This is a genomic window from Novipirellula rosea (assembly GCF_039541335.1).
Classification (GTDB): domain Bacteria; phylum Planctomycetota; class Planctomycetia; order Pirellulales; family Pirellulaceae; genus Novipirellula; species Novipirellula rosea.
Genome location: NZ_BAABGA010000082.1, coordinates 188,667 through 215,664, shown reverse-complemented (window position 1 = coordinate 215,664; position 26,998 = coordinate 188,667). Strand labels below are relative to the sequence as shown.

Below are 26,998 nucleotides of genomic sequence, written 5' to 3'. Positions count from 1 at the left end.
ATCCTTTCTGAATTTCCTTCACTGTATGAAGATCGAAACGATGTCCAAGGCGGATGCAATCGACTTAGCGTTTCCAGAAAACTGGCACCGGCGTCATTTGCTTGATTTAGAGAGTCTATCGGCCGACGAAATCCAGATCCTCTTAGATACCGCTCAAAAGCTGAAAGAGCTGACTGGCGGTTGCCGCAACAAGCTCTCGCTGTTGACGGGGAAAACGCTTGCGAACCTGTTTTTCGAGAATAGCACTCGGACTCGCAATAGTTTCTCGCTGGCGGCCAAACGGCTTGGGGCCGATACGGTTGAATTCAGCAGCGGTGGCAGCAGTGTCGCCAAGGGAGAAACCTTCGTCGATACTGCGAAAACGATCGAAGCGATGGGGGTCGATTGGGTTTGCACGCGGCACGTGACACCCGGCACCCCGCATCTGCTCGCGCGCGAACTACGCTGTTGTGTGATCAACGCAGGCGATGGGCCGCACGAGCATCCGACGCAGGGGCTGCTTGACATGTTGACGATCCGCCAACACCGTGGACGTCTCGATGGATTGACCGTCGCGTTGGTCGGCGACATCTCTCACAGCCGCACGGCGCGTAGCAACATTTGGGGGCTCAGCAAGCTCGGGGCTCACGTGATTATCTGTGGACCGCCGACGTTGGTTAGTCCGCGATGGCAAGAGCTTGGGTTCGAGGTGGCGCACAATTTGGATGCGATCCTGCATCGCTGTGACGTGTTGAACTTGTTGCGAATTCAATTCGAGCGTCAAAAGGCGCGTCCCTTCCCAAGCGTTCACGAATACGCGGCATTGTACGCGATGAACGGGGCTCGCATGCGACGAGCCAAAGACGACATTCTGATCATGGCACCCGGGCCCATTAACCGTGGCGTCGAGATTACACCGGAGGTTGCTGACGGGCCGCACTCGGTCATTCTCGAGCAAGTCACCAACGGCATCGCAGTGCGGATGGCTGCGTTGTGGTTACTTTCGGGGGCCAAAGACGCTTCAAACTCAACGACACAAGCTGAACCTATCCACTATGTCTGATTTGCTGATTGAAAATGGGCGGTTGATTGACCCCAGCCAAGGGGTGGATCGCCAGGCACGTTTGCTGATTCGCGGTGGCTTGGTTGCCGCGATTGACCCCAGCGATGCAGAGATCCCGGCAGATTGCCAACGCGTGGATGCGAGTGGTTGCATCGTGGCGCCCGGCTTGGTCGACCTCGGGGTCGAGTTGCGTGAACCCGGCAACGAGGAAGACGAGACGATTCAATCCGGCAGCGATGCAGCGTTGGCGGGTGGCTTTACCTCGATTCTCTGTACCGCGAACACCGAGCCTGTGATCGATTCGCCCGGTGCCGTGGAATTTGTGCGTCAAAAGGCGTCTCGCGCCAATGGCGTTCGTGTGCACGTGATCGGGTGTCTCAGCCGGCAACGCGAAGGCGAGCAGATGGCCGAGTTGGGCTTGTTGGCCGAAGCCGGCGCGGTCGCGTTTAGTGACGCTCCGCGACCGATCGCAAGCGATGCACTGCTGAAGCGATCGCTCGACTATTGCCGGATGCTCAACCGAGTCATTTTTGACATCCCCGAGATTCCCGAGCTCGCCGAGAACGGGGTGATGCACGAGGGACAGGTCTCATTAACGCTGGGGTTAAAAGGGTTGCCTACCGAAGCCGAGGATTTGGCGGTCGCACGCGATGTGCGGTTGGCCGAAGCGACGTCGGGGCGATTGCATGTCGGCCCGGTCAGTACGATGGGGGCGGTCGATATGATTCGCCGCGTGAAGTCACGCAAGATCGCAGTGACAGCATCGGTGTGTCCGCACAATCTCTGTCTGTTGGACAGTGAGCTGCGTTCGTTTGACTCGCGATTCAAGGTACATCCCCCGTTGCGCAGTCGCCGCCACGTCGAAACGCTTCGCGAAGCGGTGGCCGATGGCACGATCGATGCGATCCAAAGCGGTCATCGTCCACGCAGTCGTGAAAAGAAGATGAACGACCTCGACTTGGCCCCGTTTGGCGCCGCGACACTCGAAACGACGCTTTCGGCCGTTTCAAAATTTATGATCGAAAACGGAATTTTGACGTGGCCCCAGGCGATTGATCGGCTGTCGACTGCACCTGCACGGATTGCATCGATCGCTGGCGGCTCCTTGGCGGTCGGTTCGCTTGGTGACGTCGTGATCATCGACCCCAACGCGACATGGCAAGTGGATGCCTCGCAATTCCGCTCGAACTGCATCAGCAGCCCGCTCGATGGCCAAGAATTGTCGGCGCGAGTAACGCACACGATCGTCGGCGGCGTGATTCGCTTTCAAGCATAAAGGCGGTTCGTCGAAGTTCCGGAGATTTCCGCTTTTTCTACGGCGGTTCTACTCGGGGTGATGGCTCCCGCGGCGAATTGGTTTTCGTTATCCTTAGCGGTATGAAAATCGCAAAATATATTGATGCTTCGGGCTCGCCTCGAATCGCTCGCGTGGACAATGGCCAATTGGTTCCCCTGCAAACCCAAGGGCCAATCCAGTCGCTCGCCGATATTATCGCTGCGGATGAACCGATCGCTGCAGCGATGTCGCTCGCTGCCGACGCGCCGATTGCGATCGATGATTCGGTCTCTTGGTTGCCGCCGATCGATGCTCAGGAAGTATGGGCCGCCGGGGTGACCTACAAGCGGAGCCAAGCGGCCCGGATGGAAGAGTCTGAGGCGGCGGCATCCTGTTACGACCGCGTCTACAAAGCCGACCGACCCGAGTTGTTTTTTAAGGCGACGCCGCACCGCGTCAGCGGCCACATGCAGCCGCTGCGGATCCGCGAGGATGCGACCTGGAATGTGCCTGAACCCGAAGTCACGCTGGTGCTCAGTCCGCAAATGAAGATCGTTGGGTTGACGATCGGTAACGACATGAGTTCCCGGGATATCGAAGGCGAGAATCCACTCTATTTGCCGCAAGCGAAATGCTACAACCAATGTGCGGGACTCGGCCCCTGGATCACGCTGTTCGACTCGCTGCCCCCAAATTCGGAAATCGGGATCGACTTGAAAATCGTTCGCGATTCGAAGGTTGTGTTTGATCAGCAAACCTCGGCCGCGGAAATGGCTCGCGGATTTGAGGACCTTGTGCAGTGGCTCGCTCGCGATAACGATTTTCCCAACGGTGCATTTTTAATGACCGGGACAGGCATCATTCCGTCAAGCGACTTTACGCTTCAAGTTGGCGATCAAGTTCACATTACCATCGATGGAATCGGAACGCTTTCCAATCCCATTGTTCAAGGTCACTAGTCTTTTGTGACCCCTGCTTCTCGATCGTGTTGCTGCGGTGCTCGCCCCGAGTCGCTGGCGGTGACGCGAGAGTCGAAACTTCCATTCTTATTAACTCAATTAGGTGTTTCCATGTCCGTAGCGACTTCAACTGCACGTCAAGTACTGATCGGTGGTGTCTGGCGTGATGCCGACTTTAGCAAGACCTTTCAGGCAACCGATCCAAACAAAAACGAAGTCTTAGCGGCAGAGTTTCCGGTCAGCGATTGGTCGGATTGCGACGCGGCGCTGGATGCGGCTGTCGACGCGGCACGCGAACTGCGCAAGCTTCCCAAGGCAAAGATCGCAGAGTTTCTAGAGGTCTATGCCGACAAGATCGATGCAGCAAAAGACGCGTTGGTTGACGCCGCGTTTGCCGAAACAGGGCTTGGCCGCAGTCCGCGTTTGGCTGATGTCGAGTTGCCGCGAACCAGCAATCAATTGCGTGCCGCTGCTGCTGCGTGTCGCAGTGGTAATTGGGCAATGGCAACGATCGACACTAAAGCGGGGATTCGATCCTGTTACGAAGCTCTCGGCCCGATTGTCGTGTTTGGACCCAATAACTTTCCCTTCGCCTTTGGTAGTGTTTCGGGAGGCGATTTCGCTGCCGCGATCGCTGCCGGTAATCCTGTGATAGGCAAGGCGAATAGTTCGCACCCCGAGACGACTCGCTTGTTCGCCGATCTGGCGCTACAGTCGCTTGAGCAAACGGGGTTGCCGCCATCGACCGTGCAGTTGGTCTATCGCACCAGCCACGCCGATGGCGAGCGTTTGGTTTCGGATCCACGTGTCGGTGCCACCGGTTATACCGGCAGCCGTGCAGCTGGTTTGAAGCTAAAAGCCGCGGCCGACGCAGCCGGCAAGCCAATCTATTTGGAACTCTCGAGTGTCAATCCCGTTGTTATGACTCCCGCCGCGCTGCAGCAGCGTGGCGACGAAATCACCAACGACTTCGTGACCAGCGTCTTGATGGGGACCGGGCAATTTTGTACCAACCCGGGCATGGTATTGTTGATGGCCGATGAGTCATCGGAAAAGTTTATCGGCGCTGTGAAAGAATCCTTTGCATCCACGGCAGCGGGCACCCTGCTATCGCCCGCCGTCTCAAAAAGTTTGTCGCAAAGCGTGAAAACGCTTTGTGATTTCGGGGCCGAGTTGTTGACGGGCGGAGGAGAGCCCGAGTCGGGGCGTTGTGCCTATGCCAACACGCTACTTCGTGTTGATGGTGACGCCTTTTTGGGGAACCCCGAAGGTTTCCAGACCGAAGCGTTTGGTAACGCGTCGCTGATGGTGGTGGCAAAAGATTTGGACGAAATGACTCAGGTGATCTCGCATCTCGAGGGCAATTTGACCGGCTGTGTCTATTCCGCAACCGACCAAAGCGATGAAGCGGTCTATGAAAAGATCGCGTTTGAATTAACGCCGAAAGTGGGGCGAGTGTTGAACGACAAGATGCCAACCGGCGTCGCGGTCAGCCCGGCAATGAACCACGGTGGCCCCTATCCGGCAACAGGCCATCCCGGCTTTACCGCTGTCGGAGTGCCTGCGTCGTTGATTCGTTTTGCCAAGTTGACGTCGTATGACAACGTGCGAGAGTCACGGCTGCCGTCGCTGTTGCAGGATGCACCACCGACAGCGGAAACATGGCGCAACATCAATGGCACATGGACGCAAGGCAGCGTGTAGCTCGCAAACTTCGCCGTTGGCATCGGAGTGCGGCGTAAATTTTTCTTCCGGCCACGACTGCAGTCACCTCTCGCCAGCGACGAAGGTGGCTGCTGGTTTGTTTCCCCGTCACCGCTCTTATGTTAGCCGCTTGGGCGCATTGGCGTTTAGTGGCGACGCTCGCGACAGCGGGGATGGTTACCGGCTAACGCGAATCGCCACCTTCTGACGAAGGTAGCTACCGGAAAATGCTTTACAGCGTTGGCCCAAACGTCTAACAGAGATCGCGACTAAGATTAACGCGAGTCCAATTTACTTTGCTACGCTGTTCGCGATGTTGCCCCACCACTTCGGTGCTGGGCTTTGGTAGGTCACCGGTGTTTGGTGCTCCGGGTGGCAGAATGTCAATTGGTGAGCGTGCAGGCACATCGGTGGATCGGTCATCGTGTGCGTTTGTTGTTCGCCAATTTGTTTGTCTTGCAGATACAGCAAGTCCCCGAGAATGGGAAAGCCCAGCGACCAGCAGTGGACGCGAATTTGGTTCGTTCGACCGGTCAGGGGAATCGCTTGCACCAGAGTGGTGTTGTCGGGTAATCGCTGGATCACTTTGAAATCGGTGCGAGCTTCTTGGCCGCTGGCGCATGTGACGCGAGCTCCGACCGACAGCCGTCGCTTCATCACGTCCGAGGCATGGGCGATCGAGAGATCGCAGCGGTGTTCGTCCCAAGGGACCGTGCCCGACACGCGAGCAAGGTACAGTTTCTTGACTTCGCGTCGTTCAAATTGAGGCTGCACAAAGCCGGCTGCTGCGGCGGTTCGGCACAGCACCGCGACGCCCGTTGTATTGGCATCGAGCCGATGCGCGACGCGGAGTTTTTCACCGTCGTAATATCGCTCGAGCATCCACGACAGCGTGTTGCGGTGGAATCGGCCGCTGGGGTGAATCGGCAGCGGTGCCGGTTTGTCGACCGCGATGATCGAATCATCCTCGTGAAGGATCGTGATCGCCGAATTGACATCGGGTTCCACCACATCGCTCATGACATGGGTAAAGTGGTCTCCCTCGCGTACGATTCGTTCGGCGCGAACGGGAAACGAGTCGATTAGAATCTCACCCGCGTTGATCCACCCGAGCCACGCATCGCGTGGCGTCGGAGGGTGATATTCGCCGAGGAAGTCGATGAACTTCATCCCCGAAAACTTTGCTTTGACTCGAATCGAGCGGCGGTTCTCGTAAGGGATGCTGCCCGGCAGTGGGTCGACAACAAAGCTTTTCATGAAAGCTAGAGCGACGTTTTGGCGCCGCTGATCAGCTTGATGAATTCATCGTTGCTGTCGAATCGGCCAAGCTGCTTGGTCAACTGTTCCATCGCGTCGACCGGATGCATGCTGCTAAGCGTCCGTCGCAACATCGTGACGGCCTCGTAGGTCTCTTCGTCGTGAAGCAATTCTTCGCGTCGAGTTCCACTTTGGCTGATGTCGATCGATGGCCACACACGGCGATCCGCCAATCGGCGATCGAGCACCAATTCCATGTTGCCCGTTCCCTTGAACTCTTGGAAGATCGCTTCGTCCATGCGGCTATTGGTGTCGACAAGCGCGGTGCCAATAATCGTTAGCGAGCCGCCTTCTTGGAAGGCCCGCGCGGTGGCGAACAGTTTCTTGGGAATGTCCATCGCTTTGATGTCCAAACCGCCGGTCATCGTCGCACCGCCACGGCCGCCACGTCCAACCCATTTGTTGAACGCGCGAGCCAGTCGCGTGATCGAGTCGAGCATCAAGAAGACGTCCTGGCCCATTTCGGCGAGTCGTTTCGCGCGGTCGATTACCAATTGGCTTAAGCGAACATGGCTTTCGACGTCCATGTCCAAGCTGCTTGCAACGACCTCGCCACCGAGCACATTGCGACGCATGTCCGTGACTTCTTCGGGGCGTTCGTCGACCAACAAGACAATCAATTTGACTTCGGGATGGTTTTGCGTGATTCCCGTTGCGATGTCTTGCAGCATCACGGTTTTACCGCTGCGTGGAGGTGCAACGATCAGGGCTCGTTGCCCCTTGCCCATTGGCGCCAACAAGTCGATGACGCGATTGGTTAGCGGTTTGCGGCCGGATTCCAGTCGTAGCCACTGCTCGGGGTTGATCGCGGTCAGTGAGTCAAAGTTTTTGACTTCGAGATAAGCCTCCGGTGCCATGCCATCCACGTCGACAATCTCACGCACCCGGGGGCCCTGTTGTCGGCGTGCCTGTTGGACCATGGCCTTCAGGTAAACGCCTTGGCGAAGCCCAAACTTTTCAATCATGGTGCCGGGAACAAACGGATCGCTGCGTTCGCGTGAGTAGTTGTTCTCGGTGCTCCTTAGGAAACCGTAGCCGTTGGGGTGCAGTTCGAGGATACCAACGCTTTCTTCGAGCGGCGCATCGCTGGGGATATCCGCAGGTTCGCCATTGCCCTGTCCGCCGCCTTGACCGCCGCGATCCCCTTGGCCGCCGCCTCCGCCGCCACCCCCGCCGCGTCGACGTCGTCGCACGCGCGGTTTTCCGTTGCCGCTATTGTTGTTATTGCCGCTGTTGCCATACGAACCTGAGGGTCCGTTTCCGGAACCGCTTCGGCTGCGACTGGTCCGTTTCTTTTTTGCCATTTTTGATCCAGATGCGTTTTAAGTGAGACGCCAAGTCAGCGTGATGCGAGTTACATACTCGCTAAGCGGGAACCTCCGCGGAGTTCAGACGCATCAAATCGGAATTTGAGTGCGAGGCTCGCGTGAAGGCGTCCCCACAAGGGTCGCCGCAGCGCTCCGCTTAAAAGCGGGAAATCGAAGAAACACCGCACGAATTCAAAGGGAAAAAGCCTACCAGGAGTACGGCGGTGACATGCCCTGGAGAGGCGAAACAATTAAATGATGGGTTCGGTAAGCGATCGCCGGATCGCTCGTTAAGAAAGGGTCAAAACGAACAGTCCAGTGATTCGTGCCTGAGGCGAGCCCAGCGACGGTGCGGTTTCCGCAGCACGCGTTTTTCGACCAACGCGTTTTCGCCAAACCTGAGCTAGCCGGAAATCTCAGCCGAATCGCAGATTGTCGTGTACGACTTAAAATCCATTCAGTAGTAAATTAGGGGGACGTGCGATTGAGAGACCAATCGTGATTTCAAAACGAAGTGTTGTGTATTGAGGCGGCCATCGCGATGCGAAAGCGGCAAGCAACCTCGGTAACATGTGTTTGATCAACCGTCCTCTTAATCCTCAAGCCGTCATTCTGCCTGGCGAGCGTAGCGGCTTTTTCCTCAAGCGTGCTACTAAGAGGGACGTGATCAAGCGTCCTTTGGGAGAGGTGGGCAGCAAACTTAGCGCCGACCTTCATAACGCTCTCAAATATATACATGAAATCAGGGAAGTCAATAGCAGCTTGATCCCCTGGTTCGCCGTAAAATCAGCGATTTTTGCAGCGTTGCCCCCTGTAAAATTAATAAATCTCGTCGTTCACGACGCCAATGGCAATGCGAGGTCAAAATGCAAGTATTTTGCGTTTTGATCCTGTTTCGGGACATTGGCTGGGACATTCACGAAGTGACCCTCCCTCTTCCGCATGACGCAATCCGCGACAGGGGTTGCCGCGACGGGGTTGCCGAGCGGGGTTGCGGAACTAGGCTTCTGAACGCGCCGTTTCGGTTGGTAGGGGATCCAGCGGCACCGCCAACGGTGCGGCCGCAGGAGTTGCAGTAGATTCTGCAGCTGAGGCTGATTCTGCTGCTGAGGCTGGTTCTGCTGCTGAGGCTGGTTCTGCTGGAGGGGCCGATTCGCTTGCGGTTCGCGCAAACGCCTCGTCCAGCGACTCGTCGGTCTCGACCGCAATGATCGTAATCTCAAGTTGGGGTGAATCGGCAGGTTTGGCGTCGCCGAATTGTAGCGAGGCGGCCGACGAATGGATTTGTTTGACACGTTCTTGAGCGTCGTCGTCGTCAATCCCCGGCATGCAAACAAGCAGCGTGGTTGCATCGTCGGCTCCGATGCGATCGACACTTCGCAGGGTCGCTCGCACGATTTGTAGCAGCGTTCGCATGGCGCCCGCTGCGGGAGTCCCGGTCACATGCAGCTTCATGATTTGTGTGGGTAACCCAATCGATTTCGAACGTTCTTGCATGTCCCCCATCGCCGCGTTCAGTGCGGAACGTGTTGGCAGGCTCGAGAATGCACCGCGGTTCGGTTCTGCCGTGGACGGATTGGATTTCACTGCGGCTTGTTTCTTCGGTCTGGCGGTGACCGTGGGTGGCTCGTCGATGTCTGGAATCAACGCGGATTCCGTCCCCAGTGTGATCAGTTCCGGTGTGGTTCCGTTCATCGAATGTCCACAGTTACGTCCGTGCTTCTTCGAGTGGTACATCGCCGCGTCGGCGCGTTCAATCCACTGCTCAATCGACTCCTCTTCGAGCAGTTCGGCCAATCCGATACTGGCGGTCACGGCAAGCTCTTTGCCCTCGAATTCGACAATGTGTTGCCCGATCGCCGCACGCGCCGATTCGACGATCCGTTTGGATTCCTCGACCGTGTAGCCGTCAATAATCGCGGCGAATTCTTCACCTCCGAACCGCGCGACAATCCCATAGGATTTCAACCTCGCGTGCAACATGTTGGCGACCACCTTCAACACCTCGTCGCCGGCGCGGTGGCCGTGTTCGTCGTTGAATTTCTTGAAATGATCCACGTCCAACAGCATCAGTGTGCCGGCGCGGCCGGGACCCAAGATGTGACGCCGCGCTAGATGTTCGTCAAAGGCACCACGGTTTGACACCCGTGTCAACGCATCGGTCTGAGCCCGACGTTCGGCCGATTCAAGTTGGTCGGCCTGTTCGGAAATTCGATCTTGAGCCGATTTCAATTTGGTTTGCATCGTCTCGTTCGCTTCGATCAAACGATTGACCGCATCGCCAAGTTCGTCCGCGGAATAGGTCGTTTCCGAGGACAGGACGTCACTGACCGCCTGAACGCTGCTCTGGTGTTTGTCGACGTCCATCGCCATCGTGGTGGCGTATTCACGCAGTCGGTCCGCCGCTGTGGCAAGTCGCTCGTATTCCGCTTTGACTTGCTCGAGTTCCGACCGTTCAATCAGCGTCAACTCATCATCGAATTCGTCAAAGTCGACACCCCAGCCAATTCCGTTCATCACCCACCCGCACGCGACGCCTACGCCGGCACAACTCAATGCGATTGCTAAGTCAAGAAACATGGTGAGGACCATTGGTAACAGGGATGCAGTTTGCTCAGCCCGGTTTGCTCAGCAAGGTATCTCAAACGCGATATGCTCATCGAAGTGGATTCGTCGCGTGGACACTGATGCCGGCGCCGGCAGGGCAAGGGCGAGGATTGCGAGATTGAAATCTCGCCCATGGGGATATAGGTCATTCCGATTGCCCCACACTGAATTCCCGCTCAAAACCCCTCTACTTTCAAAACGCTTGCCGCTGCGACAGTGCCGGTGCGAACGGTCGTCGCGATTGTGACGGTCAGGGTAAGAACGCCCCGGTTGCGATCGCATTTCTCCGCAGGGCCGATCCACACGTATCGCAGACATCTGCACAACGCCGACTTGATACTTTCTTGAAAATTTCCGTCTTTGCTAGCAATGCATATTTATTGCCTAGTGCTCGACAAACCTTTAGGAATTCGGAGTGGATTCGCATAGGCAAAAATCAGGAAATGTGTGATATTTGATTGAACTCCCATCGCTCTGCTTGCCAACCTTCGCTCACACCGCGTCTTTCGCAATGCTAGCCAATCACGTTTTGAGCAACCTGTCCTACCGATGTAGCATTCGCTTGCGATGGTCCTCGTTCACCCCATGCGGCCAAGCTCACTCGATTTTAGTGAGCCGCTGCCCTTCGCAACATTTTCTGGGAGCACACTATGATTCAACGCCCTAGTCAGGACATCGCCATCGCCGCCAATGCCGTGCTTGCCAAAAGTTCGGTTGCCGAGTTACGTCAGTTGCGAGTGGATGAGAGTGGAAGCGAATTGAAGCTCAGCGGGCTGGTTCGCAGTTTCTATCACAAGCAACTCGCTCAAGAGACGGTGCGGGTCGTGGCGGGCGCGTTGCGGGTGAACAATACGGTCCGTGTCAGCGGTTGACGTCACCCAGGAGGTCCTTCTTGAAAGGATGCCGTGATGTTTGAATTTCGATTCTGTCACGACACGAAAAATGCCGTATGGCGATCGCCACACGGCAGCTAGGAGCATCCAGTACGAAGCATGTCAGGCGATGATTAGCGCCGCCGACGATGTTTAACGCCGCCGACGGGTCACTTTGCGGTGCATCGGGTTTAATTTCGGAGCCGCTTTCTTGACCGTCTCTTCGGCTTTCGGAGCCAACTGGACCGCAGCAGGAGGATCGAGGCCTTCGAAGTGATCACGTTTGAGCTGCTTATTGATCCGCTGCTCGATGCTGGTCAACGAGTCGCCTTCGCCAGGAACGACGAAGGTGAACGCGATTCCGTCTCGTCCCATACGGCCGGTACGACCCACGCGATGGACATAGTCGTCGCAATCTTGGGGCATGTCGTAATTGATGATGTGGGAAATCGTGCTGATGTCGATTCCGCGTCCCACGACATCGGTGGCGACCAGGATTTGTAGCTTGTCGTCCCGCAATTGTTGCAGCACACGGTCTCGTTCGCGTTGAGCCAAGTCGCCGTGCATGCTGCCACAGGCAGGGTAGGTTCGGCTCAATTGGCGATAAAGCCGGTCCGTTCCACGCTTGGTGCGACAGAAAATGATGGCTTGCTTAGGATTCTCGCGTTCGAGAAGACGTTCAAGCAATTCCAATTTCTTGTCATGTGAAACGGTAAAGTAACGCTGTTCGATCGTATCCACTGCGATGTCTTTGTCACAGCAATCGATCACCACGGGCTCTTGCATATACGTTTCCGCCAACCTGCGAACGGTGGGGGGAAGCGTCGCCGAGAGCAGCAGTGTTTGCCGATCTTTGGAACATTTCCGCAAAATGCGTTCGATTTGCGGACGGAAACCGATGTCGAGCATGCGGTCGGCTTCATCCAAAACGACGCACCACACTTTGTCAGTGCGAAGCGATCGTCGTTGTAGATGGTCGTGCAGCCGCCCGGGGGTGCCCACGACGATTTGAACGCCATTTTCGAGTTGGCGTAATTGGCGTTTGATGTCTTTACCGCCCGCCAGGACGGCGACTTCGGTTGGCACGCCACGGGCCAGCATTTGGGTTTCCCGTCCGACTTGGTCGGCTAGTTCACGGGTGGGAACGATAATGATCGCTTGGGGATCACGGCATTCTTCGAGCGGATCGAGTTGCTCGAGAATTGGGATTGCAAACGCGGCGGTTTTACCCGTTCCGGTTCGTGCTTGCCCGATCACGTCCTCGCCTTCCAAGGCGAGCGGGATCAATTGAGCCTGGATGGGACTTGGTTTCTCAAATCCAGCGTGCTTCAGCGCACGACGCATCACAGGGGATAGATCGAGATCGTCAAATCCAGGGATCTCGGCGGTTTCCGACTTTTGTACCACGTAATTCATGGCATGAGTGTATCGCGTGTCTTCGTTTTGCACCACGCGGCTGTTATACGAGTTTTTACGGATTCGACAATGCTTTGCTGGCGGGATCGGCATTACCGGCCGAATCTTTACTGCCCGAATCGTGACTTCGCAGTCGCCGGGCGAGCTGAAACCGCCGAATGATTTCATCGACCAGCACGCTCACCAGCAGTGCGACGCCAATAATGACCATTTCCCATTCTTGAGGGATGTCAAGCACGATGATCGCTTTGTACAGACAACGCATCACGGCAGCACCGGCGATGACGCCTAGAATCGCTCCGCGTCCCCCCCGCAGCGAGCAGCCGCCAAGCACCGCGGCGGCAATCGCGTAAAGTTCGTAAAACGAGCCGCTGGAGCCTGGCTGGATCGAATTCCACTCGAGCATAAACAGGATTCCGGCCAATCCGGCCAATACGGCACAGACGACGTAGGCCAACACGATCAGCCGATCCGTGGCGACGCCGCTGTAAAAGGCCGCCTGTTTGTTTTCGCCGGTCGCGATCAAATGACGCCCCCAAATCGTGCGGTTTAGGAAAACCCAAGCGATCACCGCGACGATTCCAAGCAGCACGCCCGTGACTGGAAAGTCAATCCAGACGATGTCGGCGAACGATTCCTGTTCGCCCGCCACTTTGCCGATGAAGGGGACCGGGACTTCGAATGCTTTGCCGGTCACGGTCGCTTTAAAATCGGACAATGCACTCAGCAGCCCCACTTGATCATCCCCCGTCCAGACTCGCGCCATCCCGCGGTAAATCAATAAACCGCAGAGCGTGACGACAAACGGCTGCAAGTTCGCACGTGTGATCAACAGCCCATGAATCAAGCCAAGAAACGCCGCGAACAACAGCACGATCCCGCATGCCAAGAGTGGCGGAGTGTACTGGATCTTGTCGATCTGGATCGCCAGCCCCGGTTTAATCGATCGCAGCGAGTCGTGCGTTTCGATCCAAATCTGGTCGTCCACATTGACGCTGCGATAGACATTGATGGTCGATTCACCACTGTAACTTTCGTAGACCAAGCGATCGCCATCTCGCAGTTTCGGCGGTGGATCGGTGAGGCGGAGTGTCGGTTTATCGAACCCTTCGGTGGGCTCGTTTTGAACGGCCGCGATTGTGCTGGAAAATTCAATTCGCTCGTGCCGAATATTGATGACTTGAACCAACATCACGCCACAGAGTGCGATCATCGAACCAATCGAAAGATCGATACCGCCCGTAATGATCACCATGGCGACGCCGATCGAGATCAACCCGTACAGACTGGTGTCCCGCACCAGCGTCTTTAGATTCGCCGGGGCGACAAAAACGCCGTTGAACCAAGACGTGATCACGATGATCGCGACCAGCAGCGCAAAAATACCGATGTTCTTTAAGTGCACGTTTGTTCGTCTCAACCTTTAACGGAATGAACGGATCGGATCCGATTGATCGCAGTTTCAAAATGCGTCTGTGTTGCTAATTTTGGCGATTAACCGTCAATCGGTGGCGGTTCGGCTGTGATGCCAACCGCCAAACGCATGACAGCCTCTTCGCACATCTCTGATCGCTGCAGCGATCCGGTGACGCGGCCTTCGTGCATGACGATGATGCGGTCAGCCAACGCGAGTAATTCTTCCATTTCGCTGCTAACGAACAGAATCGCCATTCCCTGTTTCGCCAACGATTCGAGCAGTCGATAGATCTCTTCTTTCGCTCCCACGTCGACTCCCCGTGTCGGTTCATCGAGCATCAGCACCTTCGGATGCTCGATCAACCATTTGCCCAAGGTAATCTTTTGTTGGTTGCCCCCGGACAAGTTGGCGATGATGGTTTCTTGCGATGCCGTTTTCACTTGCAGTTGCTCGATCAACGACGCCGTTACCTGTTGCTGCCACCGCTGGCTGACCCAGGGAGCGGCGTCACAGTCGGAAATGCCGACGATCGTGGCGTTTTCGCGTACCGATGATTCAACCAGCAATCCGGTGCGTTTGCGATCCTCGGGCACCAATGCTAAGCCCGCCGTAATAGCGGCTCGAACATTCCCGGTGGCAATCGAGCGGCCTGCGACTTCGATTTTGCCGTCCAGCGGCGGCGTGACACCAAAAATGGACTCCAGCAACTCGCTGCGCCCCGAGCCCACCAATCCGCCCACCCCCAAGATCTCGCCTGCCCGCAGCGAGAAATGGACCGGGGCCGCATCGGGGAACGCCGTCCGCAGCTCGCGAACATTCAATACCACATCGCCGTGGGGAATCGCCGTGCGGTGAAATCGCTTGTCGATATCGCGGCCGACCATCCGAGAAACCATCGCATCGTGGTTGATTTGATCTTTTTCGCTTTCGGCGTTTTTGTAGAGCGTACCCGCGTTGCGTCCGTCGCGGAGCACTTCCACTCGATCCGCCAACCGGGTGACTTCGGCCATTCGATGCGAAATATAAATCACGCTGACGTTGGCGTCGCGAAGCGAATCGACCACTTCGAATAGCCGCATCGCTTCTCGCGTGCTTAGACTGCTGGTCGGTTCGTCCATGATGACCACCGAGGCGTCGGTAGAGATCGCTTTGGCCACTTCGACCAATTGACGTGCCGCGGTGGACAGTTCGGCGACCGATGTGCGGGGTGAAATCGTCAGCCCCACTCGACGCAGCGCGGTCTCGGCTAACGCTTCCATCGTTTTACGGTCCACGATTCCAAATCGATTCGGTTCGCGTCCGAGAAAGATGTTTTCCGCGACCGACAAATTTTCGTGCAAATTCAATTCTTGATGAATCAGCGACACGCCTGCGTCGATCGCCGCGGCGGTCGAAGTGAATTGAACCGAGACGCCGCTGAACAAAATCTGGCCTCGATCGGGAGCCTGAATTCCGGCCAAAATTTTCATCAGCGTGCTCTTGCCGGCCCCGTTTTCACCGATCACCGCCAACGTCTCGCCAGGCATGACGTGTAGCGAAACATCGTCGAGTGCCAACACGCCTGGGAACTGCTTCGAGATTCCGGTCACCGCCAAGCGGGCTGCAGACAACGGAATCGCAGCGGGATCGGTGGGGGATTCTATAGCGGTTGAATCAGACATAGCGATAGTCTCGGGGGCGAGCGAGGACCGGAGGACCTAGTTTAGCCATCCTCGCGGGGTGATGTTGTCGTTGCCTGAGTCCAAATCAAAGCGTTCCCCCGCAGGATCCGCAAAGCAGGTACGACAGTCGGTGTGCTGCAGCGATCGCAACAAGATCAACGACATTCGCTGTGGTCGTCGTCATAGCGATGACGATGCAACGACAACGCTCGATCTTGCTTCACGCTCAGCAAAGCCGCATTCGATTCATGGGGCGATTCTCATAAGTCGATTCGAGCCAATCGAGCTGGCCTTTGCTGATTCGCGTGCCCCACGCGAGCTCGCTCGGACTATCCAACCGGAGAATGCTACCGATGTCATCATCGAACTTTACCGCACCAACACAATCATCCCCCGGGCCCCAACACACGCTTGGGCCTCAACACACGTTTGGGCCCCAGTCTTCGCTTGGCTCGACGGGGGCATCACGGCCTCATGGTTTCGGCGCCGCGGCGCTCGCTGCCGATCCGCTCACCCCCGAGTCGGAATTTGACAACACCGTCAATGCGATCGTGCAAATGATGAGCGAAACGGCGAGCGATCTGCGTACGCCATTAACCACCGTGCGTGAATCACTGCGATCCCTTGCTGCTGGACATCAGGGAGACATCAGCGTTCCGCAGTTACAGACGCTTCGCGGCGCCATCGACCAATGTGATTGTATGGATCAAATCGTTGGTGAGATGATGCAGTTGCAGCGGTTGCGCGCCGGTTTGCCACGCGTCCGCCGTCGCTGGGTTTCGGTGACGGACATTCGTCGTGCGGTCGATGAATCGCTGCGACCTTGGTTGCTGCGAGGCCACGTCGATGTGCTTTGGGACGGCGCCGACGATTCTCATGTGATCGTGTTTGCGGATCCCGACATGCTCCGCCGCTTGCTGGTGAATCTCGTCGCCAGCGCGATCCGCACGACGGTTGAGGGTGAAGATATTCTGATTCGTTTGCAAATGGCTTCTAGCGGCGGCGCGATTACGTGGTCGGTCGTTGATCGCGGCGAAGGAATTTCGCAGCGGCAAATGAAACAGATCGAATTTCAGCACAAGTCGTCCGCACGCAGCGAGGGACTCGGGTTAGCGATCAGCCGTCAATTGGCGGCGCTGCATTTTTCCACCCTGCGGCTCCGCTCGCGTGTCGGTTGGGGGACGGAGGTGAGTTTCCAAACGCCGGTTTCAGGCTCGAAATCGGTCGCCGAATCGTGGGTTCGTTGGCGTCAACGCGGAGGCGTCAATCGGCGTTCTGCGGGCGAAAACGCGTTGTCCGCTGGCGCCGCTAGCCATATTCAGCGGCATGTGCGTTTGGATCCGCCGATGTTGTCGGTCGAACTCGGCCACGACAGCGTGGTGCCGCGTTTGCAAGATCTTGCCACCGTCACCACAGTGGCAATGGGCGCCGCGATGTCGCGGGCAGATGCGGATCAGTTCGACAGTCTGCTACAACGCGATGCGTGGTTGTTCGACCTGATCTATCGTGTCGACACTCGCCGTTGGATTTGTGTGCTCGATGGCGACAGCGAAGAATCCCGTCGCCGTGCTTCGGTGATTACCGAAGCAGCCCGCCGACAAATGGGAAGTGTGCGATTGGACTGGGGGACGCCGAGTCAATTGGATCTGCAACATCGAGGTGCTGCCGCCAAATTGAGCGACATGTTCGTCCGCGAGACGTTGGCGGCATCGTCATCCAACACCATCACCGATGCAAACCAAGTCCGGTTGGGCACTGCTCCGATTGAAATATCGCCGGTCGCAGCCGCGCGGCTCGACGAGGAACTGCGACGGCTAAGCGAACGGTTGCAACGTCAAGCGGTCACCGTTTCGGGGCAAGCCGAAACGCTGCGGCCGTAAGAAATATTGCGGCCGTAACTGGAACACTCGATCACGGGGGCAGGATCTTGTTGTCGGTCTGCATGCCCTCGGTTTGTCGGCGGAATAATTCCGGCAGATTGCTCGGGTAACGCTGAGTCGCTCCGACACCCGATTCCGGTGGGAAGTCTTCTCCGCGTACCGCTGAACCCAGCGGCGTCGTCAACGTGTCGTCGATCGTCTTCAGGTAAGCTTGTAGCTTCCAAGCCGGGATGACCGAGACACCAAGTTCTCTCGCCAATTGCTTGATCTTTCCGATCGCAATCTCTTGCTCTTGATTGACTTCGTCGTCGCTGCCGCTCATTGCTTTCTCGTCAACGACAAGGAAGCGGACGCTGGCGTCGAGCGTGCCTTCGACCACGCCGGTCGACGAAATTTCGGCAACCACCGTGGCTCCGGCCGCGGTGATCATCCCCTTGATCGCTTCGTTATCCGGTCGATCGTCGTTGTCGATATCGATATCGCCCGCCAAGGCAATCTTGACCTTACGTCCAGGCGCCCAGAATGGCGAGTAGATAAAATCGCCTGGGATAATCGGATGACGAATGTCAGGTCGGGCCACCACGCGTGCTTCGGCCAAATGGTCAGCCAAGATTCGAGTGACTTGGATGGTCGCTTTGACCTTGGCATCTTTCAAACGGGTTTCATCGCCACCGACGACTCCGAATGTCACACCCGGACGCAGTGCATCAGCGGATCCAAGGTTGATGGTGACCGTTTCACCTCGCACAAAGCGAATGTTGCCTTGCACCGTTTCGAATTGATCGCTGCGAAGTCGTACAAGCTCCATTTTCTGCGTCTCAATCGTGTTTTGCCGTTGATCGAGTTGGCGGTTTAGCTTTGTTTTTTCTTCGTTGGTGACTTGGCGAAAACGCGTGAATTCTTGCACCGTCTTGGTCAAACTGTCGCGTGTGTCTTCTTTTTCTTTGTTGATGCGTTCGCGGTCTTGCGTGAACAATTGACGTTCTTGGTCAAGTTTCTTTTGCACGTCGTCAGCACGTTGTTCGGCAACCTGTTGTGCCTTTTGAGCGATCTGGATATCGCTTTCTGCTTGGGCCTTGATCTGCTCGACCTCCTTCAACAGCAATCCGTACTGCTCGTTGCGTGAACGAATCGTGTTCATCAGGAATTCAGGAACCTTGGGATAGCTCGGGTTCTCGGCGCCTTCACCGGACAGCAATGCCATGTCGCGAACAAATTGTTGTTCGATCAACTGCATCTCGGGGTCGCCACTGGCACTTTGCTTGAGCAGTTCGAGTTCTGCCTCAGTCATGCTGCCCACGCCCAACATCGATTTCATTAAGCGTGCTTGGTCGTCCTTCAGCTTCAGCTCACTCGTTCTGGATTGCAACTGATCGGCTGCCTTGTCGGCTTTGATCGCTTGCACGTTGGCGGACTGCCAAAAGAAAAAGTTGAGCGCAGCAGAGAGGACCAAAAAGATGAGACAGGCAATTAAGCTGCCACGAATGACAGAATCGTCGCGTGCGGCCATGTTTTTCTTGTTTGGAGCAAGAGGAGTGAAAAGGATCAATTGGAAGCGGAATGCGTTCGCCGCAGTCGCTGGACACAGCGTGTCCGCTTCTTAGTAGCATATTTGCGCATTTGCCGCATTCTACCTACGCTGCCCACAATTACCTAGTAAACGGGTCGGTTTCGAGCAGTTTTTCCAATTCTAAGCATGTTGAGGGGTTCAGGTCCGAAAAACTCTTGGAATTAACGCATCAATGTGCTCTCAAAACCTAATTCCGTCAGGTTGGCTGGCGGGATGCGAAACAGTGCCAACCGCTTTGCACTCGCCACACCGAGACGAAAACCGCAGAGCAACCAGCAGAGCAGCCAAACGACGGGATCGGCAACGCGAAATTGGCCGGAACCTTTGCCATTTCTCACGGTTAGTATATTGTTGACGATCACGATCGATCACAATTTCTGGATGTTGCAGCGGAATCGTCGCTTTTCTCTGCGACGTTGCCTGCCACATTCCGGCGATCAACCCGATCGTGAACGTCCGCTGTCGATGAAAAAGGCGGCACCGCGGACGTGGATTGCTTTGGATCACTCGGTTTAACCCCTGTGAGCCAGCAATAACACCCCCGCCATAACGGCCCCTCACCCGTCCCCCTTCCTCTGCTTGAAGATTTTGCAATCCAGATGAATTGCCATTCGCAAACCAACCTCGCTTGTGTCCGTCGTCCCCATGCTCGTGTCGCTAGCCGACGACGAAAGGGCTTTACGCTGCTCGAGTTGTTGCTCGTGCTGTCCATCCTCGTGGTGATTGGCGGTATCGCGATCATGAATCTCGGCGGAGCCCAAGAGGACGCGTACCGCGACTCGACCACCACCCAGCTCAATTCGCTCAAGCAAGCGATCGAGCGTTATCGAATCAAATTGGGTTCGCTGCCCGAGACGCTCGAAGCGCTCAAGGATGGCCCCAGTGATGCGGCCAAAAAAGCCAAGTGGACTCGCCCGATCCTGGACGCCATCCCGAATGACGCTTGGGGCAATCCATTGGTCTATTCGCTCAACAGCGGAAAATATGAAATTCGTAGTGCCGGACCCGATGGCCAAGTCAACACGGATGACGACATCACGGCTGAAGGCTCCTAATTAAGGACGCTTGTCTGTGAATCGTCGCACCGCTTTTACCCTGCTTGAATTGCTGCTGTCGATCTCGTTGATGGCAGCCATTGCGGCGGTGGTGATTCCGAATATCACGTTGATGCTGGGAGACCAGCGTTTGACACGTGCCGCTGAACAATTGCAAATCGAGATGACTCGCTTGCGACTCGATGCGATGCGTCAAGGCCGTGTGATGGTCATGGACGCCGCGCCGGATGCCAGCGTGCTGAAGACCCGTCCTTATTTCTCGATGAGCGATGCGGTGGAGACCACCGATACGGCGGGCCAGCAATCAAGTTTGATGATGGGGGCCGACCAAGCATCCGTGATGGCGATGCCAATGCCTAGCGATGCCGACAGCGAAGTTACGGTCGAGCTTCCCGAGGCGGTCGTGATCGAATCGGTCCAAGTCGTTTCGTCGGCACGTTCGCTCACGATCGCTCAACAAAGTGGTGACGTGGTCGCGGGAGCGTCGCCCGCTGGTACATCCCAGTCGATCTTGTTTTACCCCGATGGCACTACCAGCACCGCCGCCGTGGTTGTGTTCCTACCCGACGTGGGGCGGATTTCAGTCAGACTACGCGGTATCACAGGCGACGTGACCATCGGCGAGATGACGGCTGCGGAGATTTCACGATGATTCACGCGGCTGATTATCCATTGACGACTCGCAATCACGCGGCGGCAAACCGCGGCGGTTTTTCGTTGCTGGAAATCCTACTGTCGATCGCGATCCTCGGCGGTTCATTAGCGGTGCTCAGCCAGCTTGCCTTGACCGGAACCGATGCCGCCCGAGAAGCACGCGAGTTGTCGGTGGCTCGAATTTTGTGTCAGACGAAGTTGTCCGAGATCTTGTTGCAAAACATCTCGCCGCAAAGTTTGCCGATGTCGCCGGTGGAATCAGCCGACTCGGGGTCGATGATTCCCTTTCAGTATTCGGTCGAAGTCCAGCCTGCAGCACTTGACGGATTGTTGGCCGTTCGCGTGACCGTCGAAGCGACCGATCCCGATGGGGGACCTGCGATTGCAACGTACGCATTGACCCGCTGGATGATCGATCCCACCTTGGGACTCGAAGAAGCCGAAGCTGAGGAAAAAGCGGCCAAGGAAGCCGAAGCTGCCGCATCCGCCGAGGCCACCGAATGATCTCAGTACAACCCCATGCCCGAATGTCATTGATCGCTCCGCAGTCAAAACTTAAGATCGCTCCGCGACCAACGAAAATGCGTGGATTCACGCTGCTTGAGGTGATTTTGACGCTGGCGTTGTCGGTCGTATTGATGATGTTGATCGGCGGTGCAATCCAATTTTATGCCGACACCATGAACACGCGTGACATGGATGTTCGCCAAGTCCAATTGGCGACCGCGGTGCTGCAGATGATCGAAGATGATCTGCGGTCGGCCGCACATCCGATCCCGATCGACACGTCGGCGCTCGAAACATTGCTGGCCTCGGCAGCCACCCAAGCTGCGGGCGGCGGAGCGGGCGGCGAAGAGAGTTCCGGCGAGGATCTTTCGGCAGCGGGATTGGCCGATGATAGCGACATGGCGATGGACGATTCCGCGATGGGCACGATGACCGACGTGGGGCTCGACTTGCAAATCGGTACCTCGGTTTTGGAAACGCCTGGATTGATCGGCAATCAATATCAAATTCAAATCGACCTGAGCCGTCTGCCCCGTCTCGAGGAATACTCGGTTTTGATGGACGGATCAGCAGCCACGCTTGACGATGTCCCGAGCGATCTGAAAACGGTCACCTACTTTATCCAGGACGCCGGCGCGATTGGCGGTGTCGTGGACGCACTGCAAGACCCCAACGCCACGATGATCGAGTCGCCAGGCGGGCTCGTACGTCGTTCGCTCGACCGTGCGGCGACGATCTATGCGATGGATAATGGAGCGATCGCGACGCTGAACCAAACCGGCGAGCTGCTGGCGCCCGAGATTGTCGGAATCGAGTTCTCGTACTGGGACGGTGCGCTGTGGCAGATGCAGTGGAGCAGCGATGAAATGGGGGAATTGCCTGCGGCGGTTCAAGTCCGGTTGACGATGAACGACCCCACGATTGTCGCTGCGAATGAATCGGGTCTGTCCGACGAGAGTCCGGCTCGCATCTTTACCCACATCGTCCGTTTACCTCTGTCGCGTCCGATCGAAGAAAGCGAAGACGAGTTGCTGGAGACCGGAATATGAGCTCCGAAATCAATACCGACCTCCATCCGTCGCGTCGTCCGCGAGCCCCTCGCCGTGGTTTCTTTCTCGTCTTGGTGTTGGTCGTGGTAGCGGTAGCGACCATGGCGGTTTATTCGTTTACCGAGTTGATGGTCGCCTACGATGATTCCGCCAACTTGTCAGGCGACTTGGTGCAAGCACGTGTGAACGTGGAATCGGGCGTCGATACGATTCGATTGCTGCTCTCGCAACCGCCCACCACACGACTCGATTACGGCGGGCTGTACAACAATCCATCAATGTTCCAAGCGATCACCGTTTCTAGTGGAATCGACGGTGTCACCCCCGCCAATTTTACCGTCGTGGCGCCAGGAATGTCCGAGACGGGAACGTTAGCTGGCATTCGTTTCGGATTGCAAAACGAGTCCGCTCGCTTGAACATCAATACGCTAACGGTGCTCGAAGAAAACTCGGATCTAATCGTTCCCACCTTGGCGCTCACCGGCGCGGATACCGAAGAGGTGGACGCCGAAAACTTGGCGGTGTCGCTGCTGATGGCATTGCCGGGAATGACCGAGGATGTTGCCGATGCCATTTTGGATTGGCTCGACAGTGATGATGAGATGCGTCCGTTCGGGGCCGAGCTGGAATATTACACTACGCTGCCCACGCCTTATTCCCCCGCCAACGGACCGATCAAAAGTGTCGAAGAACTGCTGTTGGTTCGCGGCGTCACTCCGACGCTATTGTTCGGTGCCGATGCCAATCGAAATGGGGTGCTCGATGCCGATGAACAGCAGCGATACGGCGTCAGCATCGAAACGCCCGGATCGCTCGGCTGGGCCGCCTACTTGACGGTCAACGGCGCCGAGGGCAACCGGACTCGCGACGGTTTGCCGCGTGTCGATGTCAATAGCGACGACTTGGAAACGCTCTACGACCAACTGTTCGACGCGTTGGGTGACGAGCTGTATGCAAGTTACATCGTCGCGTACCGGATGTATGGCGAATCCCCGGTGGCAGCCGCAGCCGCAGCGAGTGGAAATAATAACAATGGGAATGTTCAATCCGCAGGCGTTTGGACGGCTGAGCAGTTTGGACAACTCGACCTGAGTGCCGGTGCGAAAACGACCGTGAACCAGGTGCTCGACTTGGTCGGATCGAGCGTGACGATTGGTAATGGTGACAATCAGAGAAAATACACGTCGCCGTTTGCCGAGGATCCGATCTCGATGGCGATCTACTTGCCGCTTTTAATGGACGTTTTGACCACTCAAGATGTCGACTCTTTGCCAGGTCGGATTAATCTGAATGAGTGTCCGGCGGAATTGTTGTACGGCATCCCCACGCTCGATGAAGAAACCGTGCAAGCGCTCATCGAGTCACGAACGACCGAGTCGGATGATCCCAATCGCGAATTTGCAACTTGGCCCCTCGTCGAGGGCATTTTGACCCTGGATCAGATGAGAACGCTGATTCCGCTGCTGACCGGCGGAGGCGACGTCTATCGAGCTCAGATTGTTGGCTATTTCGAGCAATCCGGGATCGCCAGCCGTAGTGAAGTGATAATTGATGCGACCAGTGTGAACCCCAAAGTAATCTCCTGGAAAGACCTCAGCCATCTGGGACGGGGTTTTGATTTGTCCGTGTTGGGCCAGCGTTCTGCCGGCTTGTCCAACGAATGATCCTAAGAAAACCATGCCAAAAAAATTAGCCATCGATTGGGACGAAACCGAATTACGGTTCGTTGCTGCGCAGTGCACCGCGACCCAAATCACGGTCACCGATGCGGCGGTTGTGCCGATGATGCCCTCGGGCATATTTGAAACGCTTCGTAAAACCATTGCCGAACGAGGTCTCGAGAAAACGGAGACTTTGGTGGCGATCGGACGCGGCAAAGCCGAGCTGCGAGAATTGCAATTGCCGCCGGTGCCGGACGAAGAGTTGCCCGACATCGTTCGCTTTCAAGCGATTCGCAGTTTCGCTTCGGCCGGTGAAAGTGCCACGATCGATTATTTGGTGACCAATCGCAGCGAGGCGAATGTGAACGCAATCGCGGCCGCCGTCGCTCCGGCAAAGCTAGCCGAAGTCAAGGAAATTTGCAGCGATGCGTCGTTGATGGTCAAGCGAATAACGCTGCGGCCCCTTTCCGCTGCGGCGTTTTATCTGACTCGCCCAAAATTGTCGCTCGGTTCCGGCGATGTCGTGCTGATCGATCTATTGTCCGATGATGCTGAAATCGTCGTGGCTCGCGGCGGCAAGGTGATTTTTGTGCGGACCGTCCGCATGCCCTCGGGTGAATCGGCTCGGCCACGTGCCCTCGTCAATGAACTTAAACGCAGCTTGCTCGCGTGCGGCTGTAAATCGCCCGACAAAATGGTGCTCTGGGGCCGCGACTCGGTTCACCGTGGTGACGTCGAAGTCCTCAGCGAAGCGCTTGACGCGCCGGTGGAAGTCGTCAATCCATTTGATCTGGTCGACGTCGAAGCAAAACTCAAAGACCAATTGCCAAGCCATGTCGGTCGACTCGCCCCGTTGGTCGGATTGTTGGCCTGTGAAGAAACGCATGCCGACCGTTTGATCGATTTTTTGCATCCTCGCGAACGGGTCGAAGAGAAACCAGATCACCGACGCACCGCCTTGCTCATCGGCGTGCCAGTCGCCGCAGCGATATTGTTGGGCTATCTCGGTTATCGCAAACTTAGCAATCTGGATGCCGAAATTGACCGACTCAATCAAGCCAACGCGGCGATGAAAGAACCGGTCAAAGAGGCCGAGCAGTTCATTGCCGAAACCGAAAAAATTGACCAGTTTCTCGATGCCGATGCGATCTGGATCGACGAGATTCGTACGCTGGCTAAAAAACTGCCGCCCGCCGAAGAGGTGATCCTCAAGTCGATTGTCGCCACCAGCGATATTCGCTCCGGCGTCAGCACCATTGTCTTGAGTGGCTCGGCGACCAACCCCAGCGTCATCGAAAAACTCGAGTCCTCGATTCGTGACGAAAATCACAGCGTGACCAGTGAAGGGGCCAGCGAGCAGGACGCCAAAAACGCCTATCGATGGGTGTTTACCGAGAAAATTGCGATCCCGCCGCACCATGCACGCGCCCGACGCTACGCCGGAGTGGAACAGGCACGCACCGCGTCGGCGGATGAGTCGCAAGACGTAACACAATCGGAAGCGAAATCGGAATCGCCGAACGCAGAGATGCCGAACGCAGAGATGCCGAACGCAGAGATGCCGAAAGCAGAGATGCCGAAAGCAGAGACGTCGAAAGCAGAGTCGCCGAAAGCAGAGTCGCCCAAACCGGAGACGCCTGCGGCGGAACCGGAAGTCGCAGTGACTCAAACGCCTGTCACTGAGACGCCTGTCACTGAAACGCCTGTCACTGAACCCGACTCGCCTGCGGTGCAACCCGATACGTCCAGCACCGAGTCCGAAACGCCGGCACCAGAACCGACACCTGCCGCTTCTGAATCGACCCCCAACCCTGAAACTGCTGCGACCACTGTCACCGAGGTGCAATCATGAATCAACGCGAACGATTCTTGGCGATTGCCATTGGGGGTTTGGTGGGTGCGTTGGTGATCCAGTGGGGCATCAATAAATATCAAACCGCAGTGCGAAGCCGCACCACGCGGATTGATGCGCTGACCAACGAGAAACTGAAACTCGAAGACCGCTTGCTTGACGGAGCTTACGCCGACCGCCAATTGGGCGAATACTTGTCTCGCTCGTTGCCGGGCGATCCTGAACGCGCCCACAGCGATTACCAAAGCTGGTTGTTGGACGCGGTGGAGCAGAACGGGCTGAGCAATCCGCGTGTCAATCGAACCAATATGTTGCCCGTAGGTGACCTCTATCAACGACTCTCCTACAGCGTCGATGGTCGTACCGATTTACCAAAATTGATCGAGTTTTTGCATACGTTCTATTCAAAAGATTATTTGCATCGGATGAGTAAGCTTGCGATCACCCCGGCACGGGACGAGGCAAGCCGTTTTGATGTGAAGATGAGCGTCGATGTGATCGCGTTATCGGCTGCGACCGAAGATGCGAAACCACCGACCTCGCAATCATGGCGTGTGGATCCGACGGTTGCTGCGTATCAGGAACCAATTTTGAACCGAAACTTTTTTGAACCGCCGAACAAGGCGCCACAGTTCACGGGCAAGTCGGTGGTCGATGCGATTGTCGGCAAAGACTCGACCACGCCGTTAACGTTCAAAGACCCCGAAGGGCACAAGCTGCGATTTGAATTGCTCGAATCGGCACCCGACTTTGTGCGACTCGACGAGCGGACAGGCACGTTGACTGTGAAATCGGATACCAAACAAGAGTTCGACGTCAACATTCGCGTGACCGATGATGGGTACCCCAATCGCACGACCGAGCAGAAATTGGTCGTCAAAGTAGGCGATCCACCACCGCCGCCGAAAGAGCCCGATGCTAAGCCGATGTTTGACGATTCGACTCAGACCGTGTTGACTGCGTTGGTCCAAGGCCGTGACGATTGGACGGCATGGATGAATGTGCGTACAAAGGGTAAAACACTGAAGCTGCGTGTCGATGACGAATTTGAGATCGGAACTCTCAAAGGAAAGGTCGTGGAAGTGACACCGAAATATGTGTTGCTCGAGATCGATGGTCGACGGTTTGAACTGAAACCCGCCGGAGTGCTGGCGGACGCGGCAAAGAAATCGGAACCGATCGAAAACTGAGA

At 56.4% G+C, this 26,998-nt stretch carries 23 protein-coding genes; 14 read left to right on the top strand and 9 right to left on the bottom strand.

Annotated features, from left to right (window positions below):
• Positions 1-40: 40 nt before the first annotated feature.
• The 4 genes from ABD971_RS27830 (at position 41) to ABD971_RS27815 (ending at position 4,981) form a co-directional block, all read left to right on the top strand.
• Positions 41-1,042, top strand: a complete 1,002-nt coding sequence (locus ABD971_RS27830; protein ID WP_339937648.1) for an aspartate carbamoyltransferase catalytic subunit — start codon at positions 41-43, stop codon at positions 1,040-1,042.
• The gene (locus ABD971_RS27825; protein ID WP_339937492.1) at positions 1,035-2,318 is read left to right on the top strand and encodes a dihydroorotase; all 1,284 of its coding nucleotides are present in this window, start codon (positions 1,035-1,037) and stop codon (positions 2,316-2,318) included. Before ABD971_RS27830 ends, ABD971_RS27825 begins: the two co-directional genes overlap by 8 nt.
• A gap of 101 nt (positions 2,319-2,419) precedes the next feature.
• Positions 2,420-3,277 carry a fumarylacetoacetate hydrolase family protein gene (locus ABD971_RS27820; protein WP_345327030.1) on the top strand — a complete coding sequence of 286 codons (858 nt, stop codon included), beginning with the start codon at positions 2,420-2,422 and terminating at the stop codon, positions 3,275-3,277.
• Positions 3,278-3,388: 111 nt separating this feature from the next.
• Positions 3,389-4,981 carry an aldehyde dehydrogenase (NADP(+)) gene (locus ABD971_RS27815; protein ID WP_345327029.1) on the top strand — a complete coding sequence of 531 codons (1,593 nt, stop codon included), beginning with the start codon at positions 3,389-3,391 and terminating at the stop codon, positions 4,979-4,981.
• A 291-nt stretch (positions 4,982-5,272) separates the two neighbouring features.
• Here ABD971_RS27815 and ABD971_RS27810 read toward each other — a convergent pair whose 3' ends face one another.
• Together ABD971_RS27810 and rho are read right to left on the bottom strand one after the other, a co-directional pair.
• A complete protein-coding gene (locus tag ABD971_RS27810) occupies positions 5,273-6,238 on the bottom strand; it encodes an RluA family pseudouridine synthase (protein ID WP_345327028.1) in 966 nt (321 codons plus the stop codon).
• Between the two features lie 5 nt (positions 6,239-6,243).
• Positions 6,244-7,602 (bottom strand): transcription termination factor Rho, encoded by a 1,359-nt coding sequence (gene rho, locus ABD971_RS27805; RefSeq protein ID WP_339937484.1) that lies wholly within the window; start codon positions 7,600-7,602, stop codon positions 6,244-6,246.
• Positions 7,603-8,181: 579 nt separating this feature from the next.
• On the opposite strand from rho, the gene ABD971_RS27800 reads away from it, so the two are divergent.
• On the top strand, positions 8,182-8,493 hold the full coding sequence (locus ABD971_RS27800) for a hypothetical protein (protein ID WP_339937482.1): 312 nt from the start codon (positions 8,182-8,184) through the stop codon (positions 8,491-8,493).
• Positions 8,494-8,604: 111 nt separating this feature from the next.
• Here ABD971_RS27800 and ABD971_RS27795 read toward each other — a convergent pair whose 3' ends face one another.
• Positions 8,605-10,185: a diguanylate cyclase gene (locus tag ABD971_RS27795; protein WP_345327027.1), complete on the bottom strand. Its 1,581-nt coding sequence runs from the start codon at positions 10,183-10,185 to the stop codon at positions 8,605-8,607.
• A 677-nt stretch (positions 10,186-10,862) separates the two neighbouring features.
• Here ABD971_RS27795 and ABD971_RS27790 point away from each other — a divergent pair.
• Positions 10,863-11,084, top strand: coding sequence for a BON domain-containing protein (locus ABD971_RS27790; protein WP_339937479.1), 222 nt, complete (start codon positions 10,863-10,865; stop codon positions 11,082-11,084).
• A gap of 153 nt (positions 11,085-11,237) precedes the next feature.
• Here the strand turns inward: ABD971_RS27790 and ABD971_RS27785 are convergent, their stop codons facing one another.
• The 4 genes from ABD971_RS27785 to ABD971_RS27770 all read right to left on the bottom strand — a co-directional run bounded on the left by ABD971_RS27785 (position 11,238) and on the right by ABD971_RS27770 (position 15,743).
• Positions 11,238-12,500, bottom strand: coding sequence for a DEAD/DEAH box helicase (locus ABD971_RS27785; RefSeq protein ID WP_339937476.1), 1,263 nt, complete (start codon positions 12,498-12,500; stop codon positions 11,238-11,240).
• A 55-nt stretch (positions 12,501-12,555) separates the two neighbouring features.
• Positions 12,556-13,905: an ABC transporter permease gene (locus ABD971_RS27780; RefSeq protein WP_345327026.1), complete on the bottom strand. Its 1,350-nt coding sequence runs from the start codon at positions 13,903-13,905 to the stop codon at positions 12,556-12,558.
• An 89-nt stretch (positions 13,906-13,994) separates the two neighbouring features.
• Positions 13,995-15,578 carry a sugar ABC transporter ATP-binding protein gene (locus tag ABD971_RS27775; protein WP_345327025.1) on the bottom strand — a complete coding sequence of 528 codons (1,584 nt, stop codon included), beginning with the start codon at positions 15,576-15,578 and terminating at the stop codon, positions 13,995-13,997.
• A 36-nt stretch (positions 15,579-15,614) separates the two neighbouring features.
• Positions 15,615-15,743: a hypothetical protein gene (locus ABD971_RS27770; protein WP_345327024.1), complete on the bottom strand. Its 129-nt coding sequence runs from the start codon at positions 15,741-15,743 to the stop codon at positions 15,615-15,617.
• 188 nt (positions 15,744-15,931) lie between these two features.
• Here ABD971_RS27770 and ABD971_RS27765 point away from each other — a divergent pair, with 188 nt between their 5' ends.
• On the top strand, positions 15,932-17,458 hold the full coding sequence (locus ABD971_RS27765; protein WP_345327023.1) for a sensor histidine kinase: 1,527 nt from the start codon (positions 15,932-15,934) through the stop codon (positions 17,456-17,458).
• A gap of 31 nt (positions 17,459-17,489) precedes the next feature.
• Here the strand turns inward: ABD971_RS27765 and ABD971_RS27760 are convergent, their stop codons facing one another.
• Both ABD971_RS27760 and ABD971_RS27755 read right to left on the bottom strand, forming a co-directional pair.
• Positions 17,490-18,968, bottom strand: a complete 1,479-nt coding sequence (locus ABD971_RS27760; protein WP_339937467.1) for a hypothetical protein — start codon at positions 18,966-18,968, stop codon at positions 17,490-17,492.
• Between the two features lie 221 nt (positions 18,969-19,189).
• Positions 19,190-19,366 carry a hypothetical protein gene (locus ABD971_RS27755; protein WP_345327022.1) on the bottom strand — a complete coding sequence of 59 codons (177 nt, stop codon included), beginning with the start codon at positions 19,364-19,366 and terminating at the stop codon, positions 19,190-19,192.
• A 261-nt stretch (positions 19,367-19,627) separates the two neighbouring features.
• Between ABD971_RS27755 and ABD971_RS27750 the strand changes: the two genes are divergently transcribed.
• The 7 genes from ABD971_RS27750 to ABD971_RS27720 are packed head-to-tail and all read left to right on the top strand — an operon-like array spanning position 19,628 to position 26,996.
• Positions 19,628-20,083 (top strand): type II secretion system protein GspG, encoded by a 456-nt coding sequence (locus ABD971_RS27750; protein ID WP_339937463.1) that lies wholly within the window; start codon positions 19,628-19,630, stop codon positions 20,081-20,083.
• Positions 20,084-20,099: 16 nt separating this feature from the next.
• The gene (locus tag ABD971_RS27745; protein WP_339937461.1) at positions 20,100-20,735 is read left to right on the top strand and encodes a hypothetical protein; all 636 of its coding nucleotides are present in this window, start codon (positions 20,100-20,102) and stop codon (positions 20,733-20,735) included.
• On the top strand, positions 20,732-21,241 hold the full coding sequence (locus tag ABD971_RS27740) for a type IV pilus modification PilV family protein (protein ID WP_345327021.1): 510 nt from the start codon (positions 20,732-20,734) through the stop codon (positions 21,239-21,241). The genes ABD971_RS27745 and ABD971_RS27740 overlap by 4 nt, the downstream gene beginning before the upstream one ends.
• Positions 21,238-22,293, top strand: coding sequence for a PulJ/GspJ family protein (locus tag ABD971_RS27735; protein WP_345327020.1), 1,056 nt, complete (start codon positions 21,238-21,240; stop codon positions 22,291-22,293). The genes ABD971_RS27740 and ABD971_RS27735 overlap by 4 nt, the downstream gene beginning before the upstream one ends.
• Positions 22,290-23,957, top strand: coding sequence for a type II secretion system protein GspK (locus ABD971_RS27730; RefSeq protein ID WP_345327019.1), 1,668 nt, complete (start codon positions 22,290-22,292; stop codon positions 23,955-23,957). The genes ABD971_RS27735 and ABD971_RS27730 overlap by 4 nt, the downstream gene beginning before the upstream one ends.
• 13 nt (positions 23,958-23,970) lie before the next feature.
• On the top strand, positions 23,971-25,806 hold the full coding sequence (locus ABD971_RS27725; protein WP_345327018.1) for a hypothetical protein: 1,836 nt from the start codon (positions 23,971-23,973) through the stop codon (positions 25,804-25,806).
• Complete coding sequence (locus ABD971_RS27720) at positions 25,803-26,996, top strand: hypothetical protein (RefSeq protein WP_345327017.1); 1,194 nt, start codon at positions 25,803-25,805, stop codon at positions 26,994-26,996. The genes ABD971_RS27725 and ABD971_RS27720 overlap by 4 nt, the downstream gene beginning before the upstream one ends.
• Positions 26,997-26,998 lie beyond the last annotated feature (2 nt).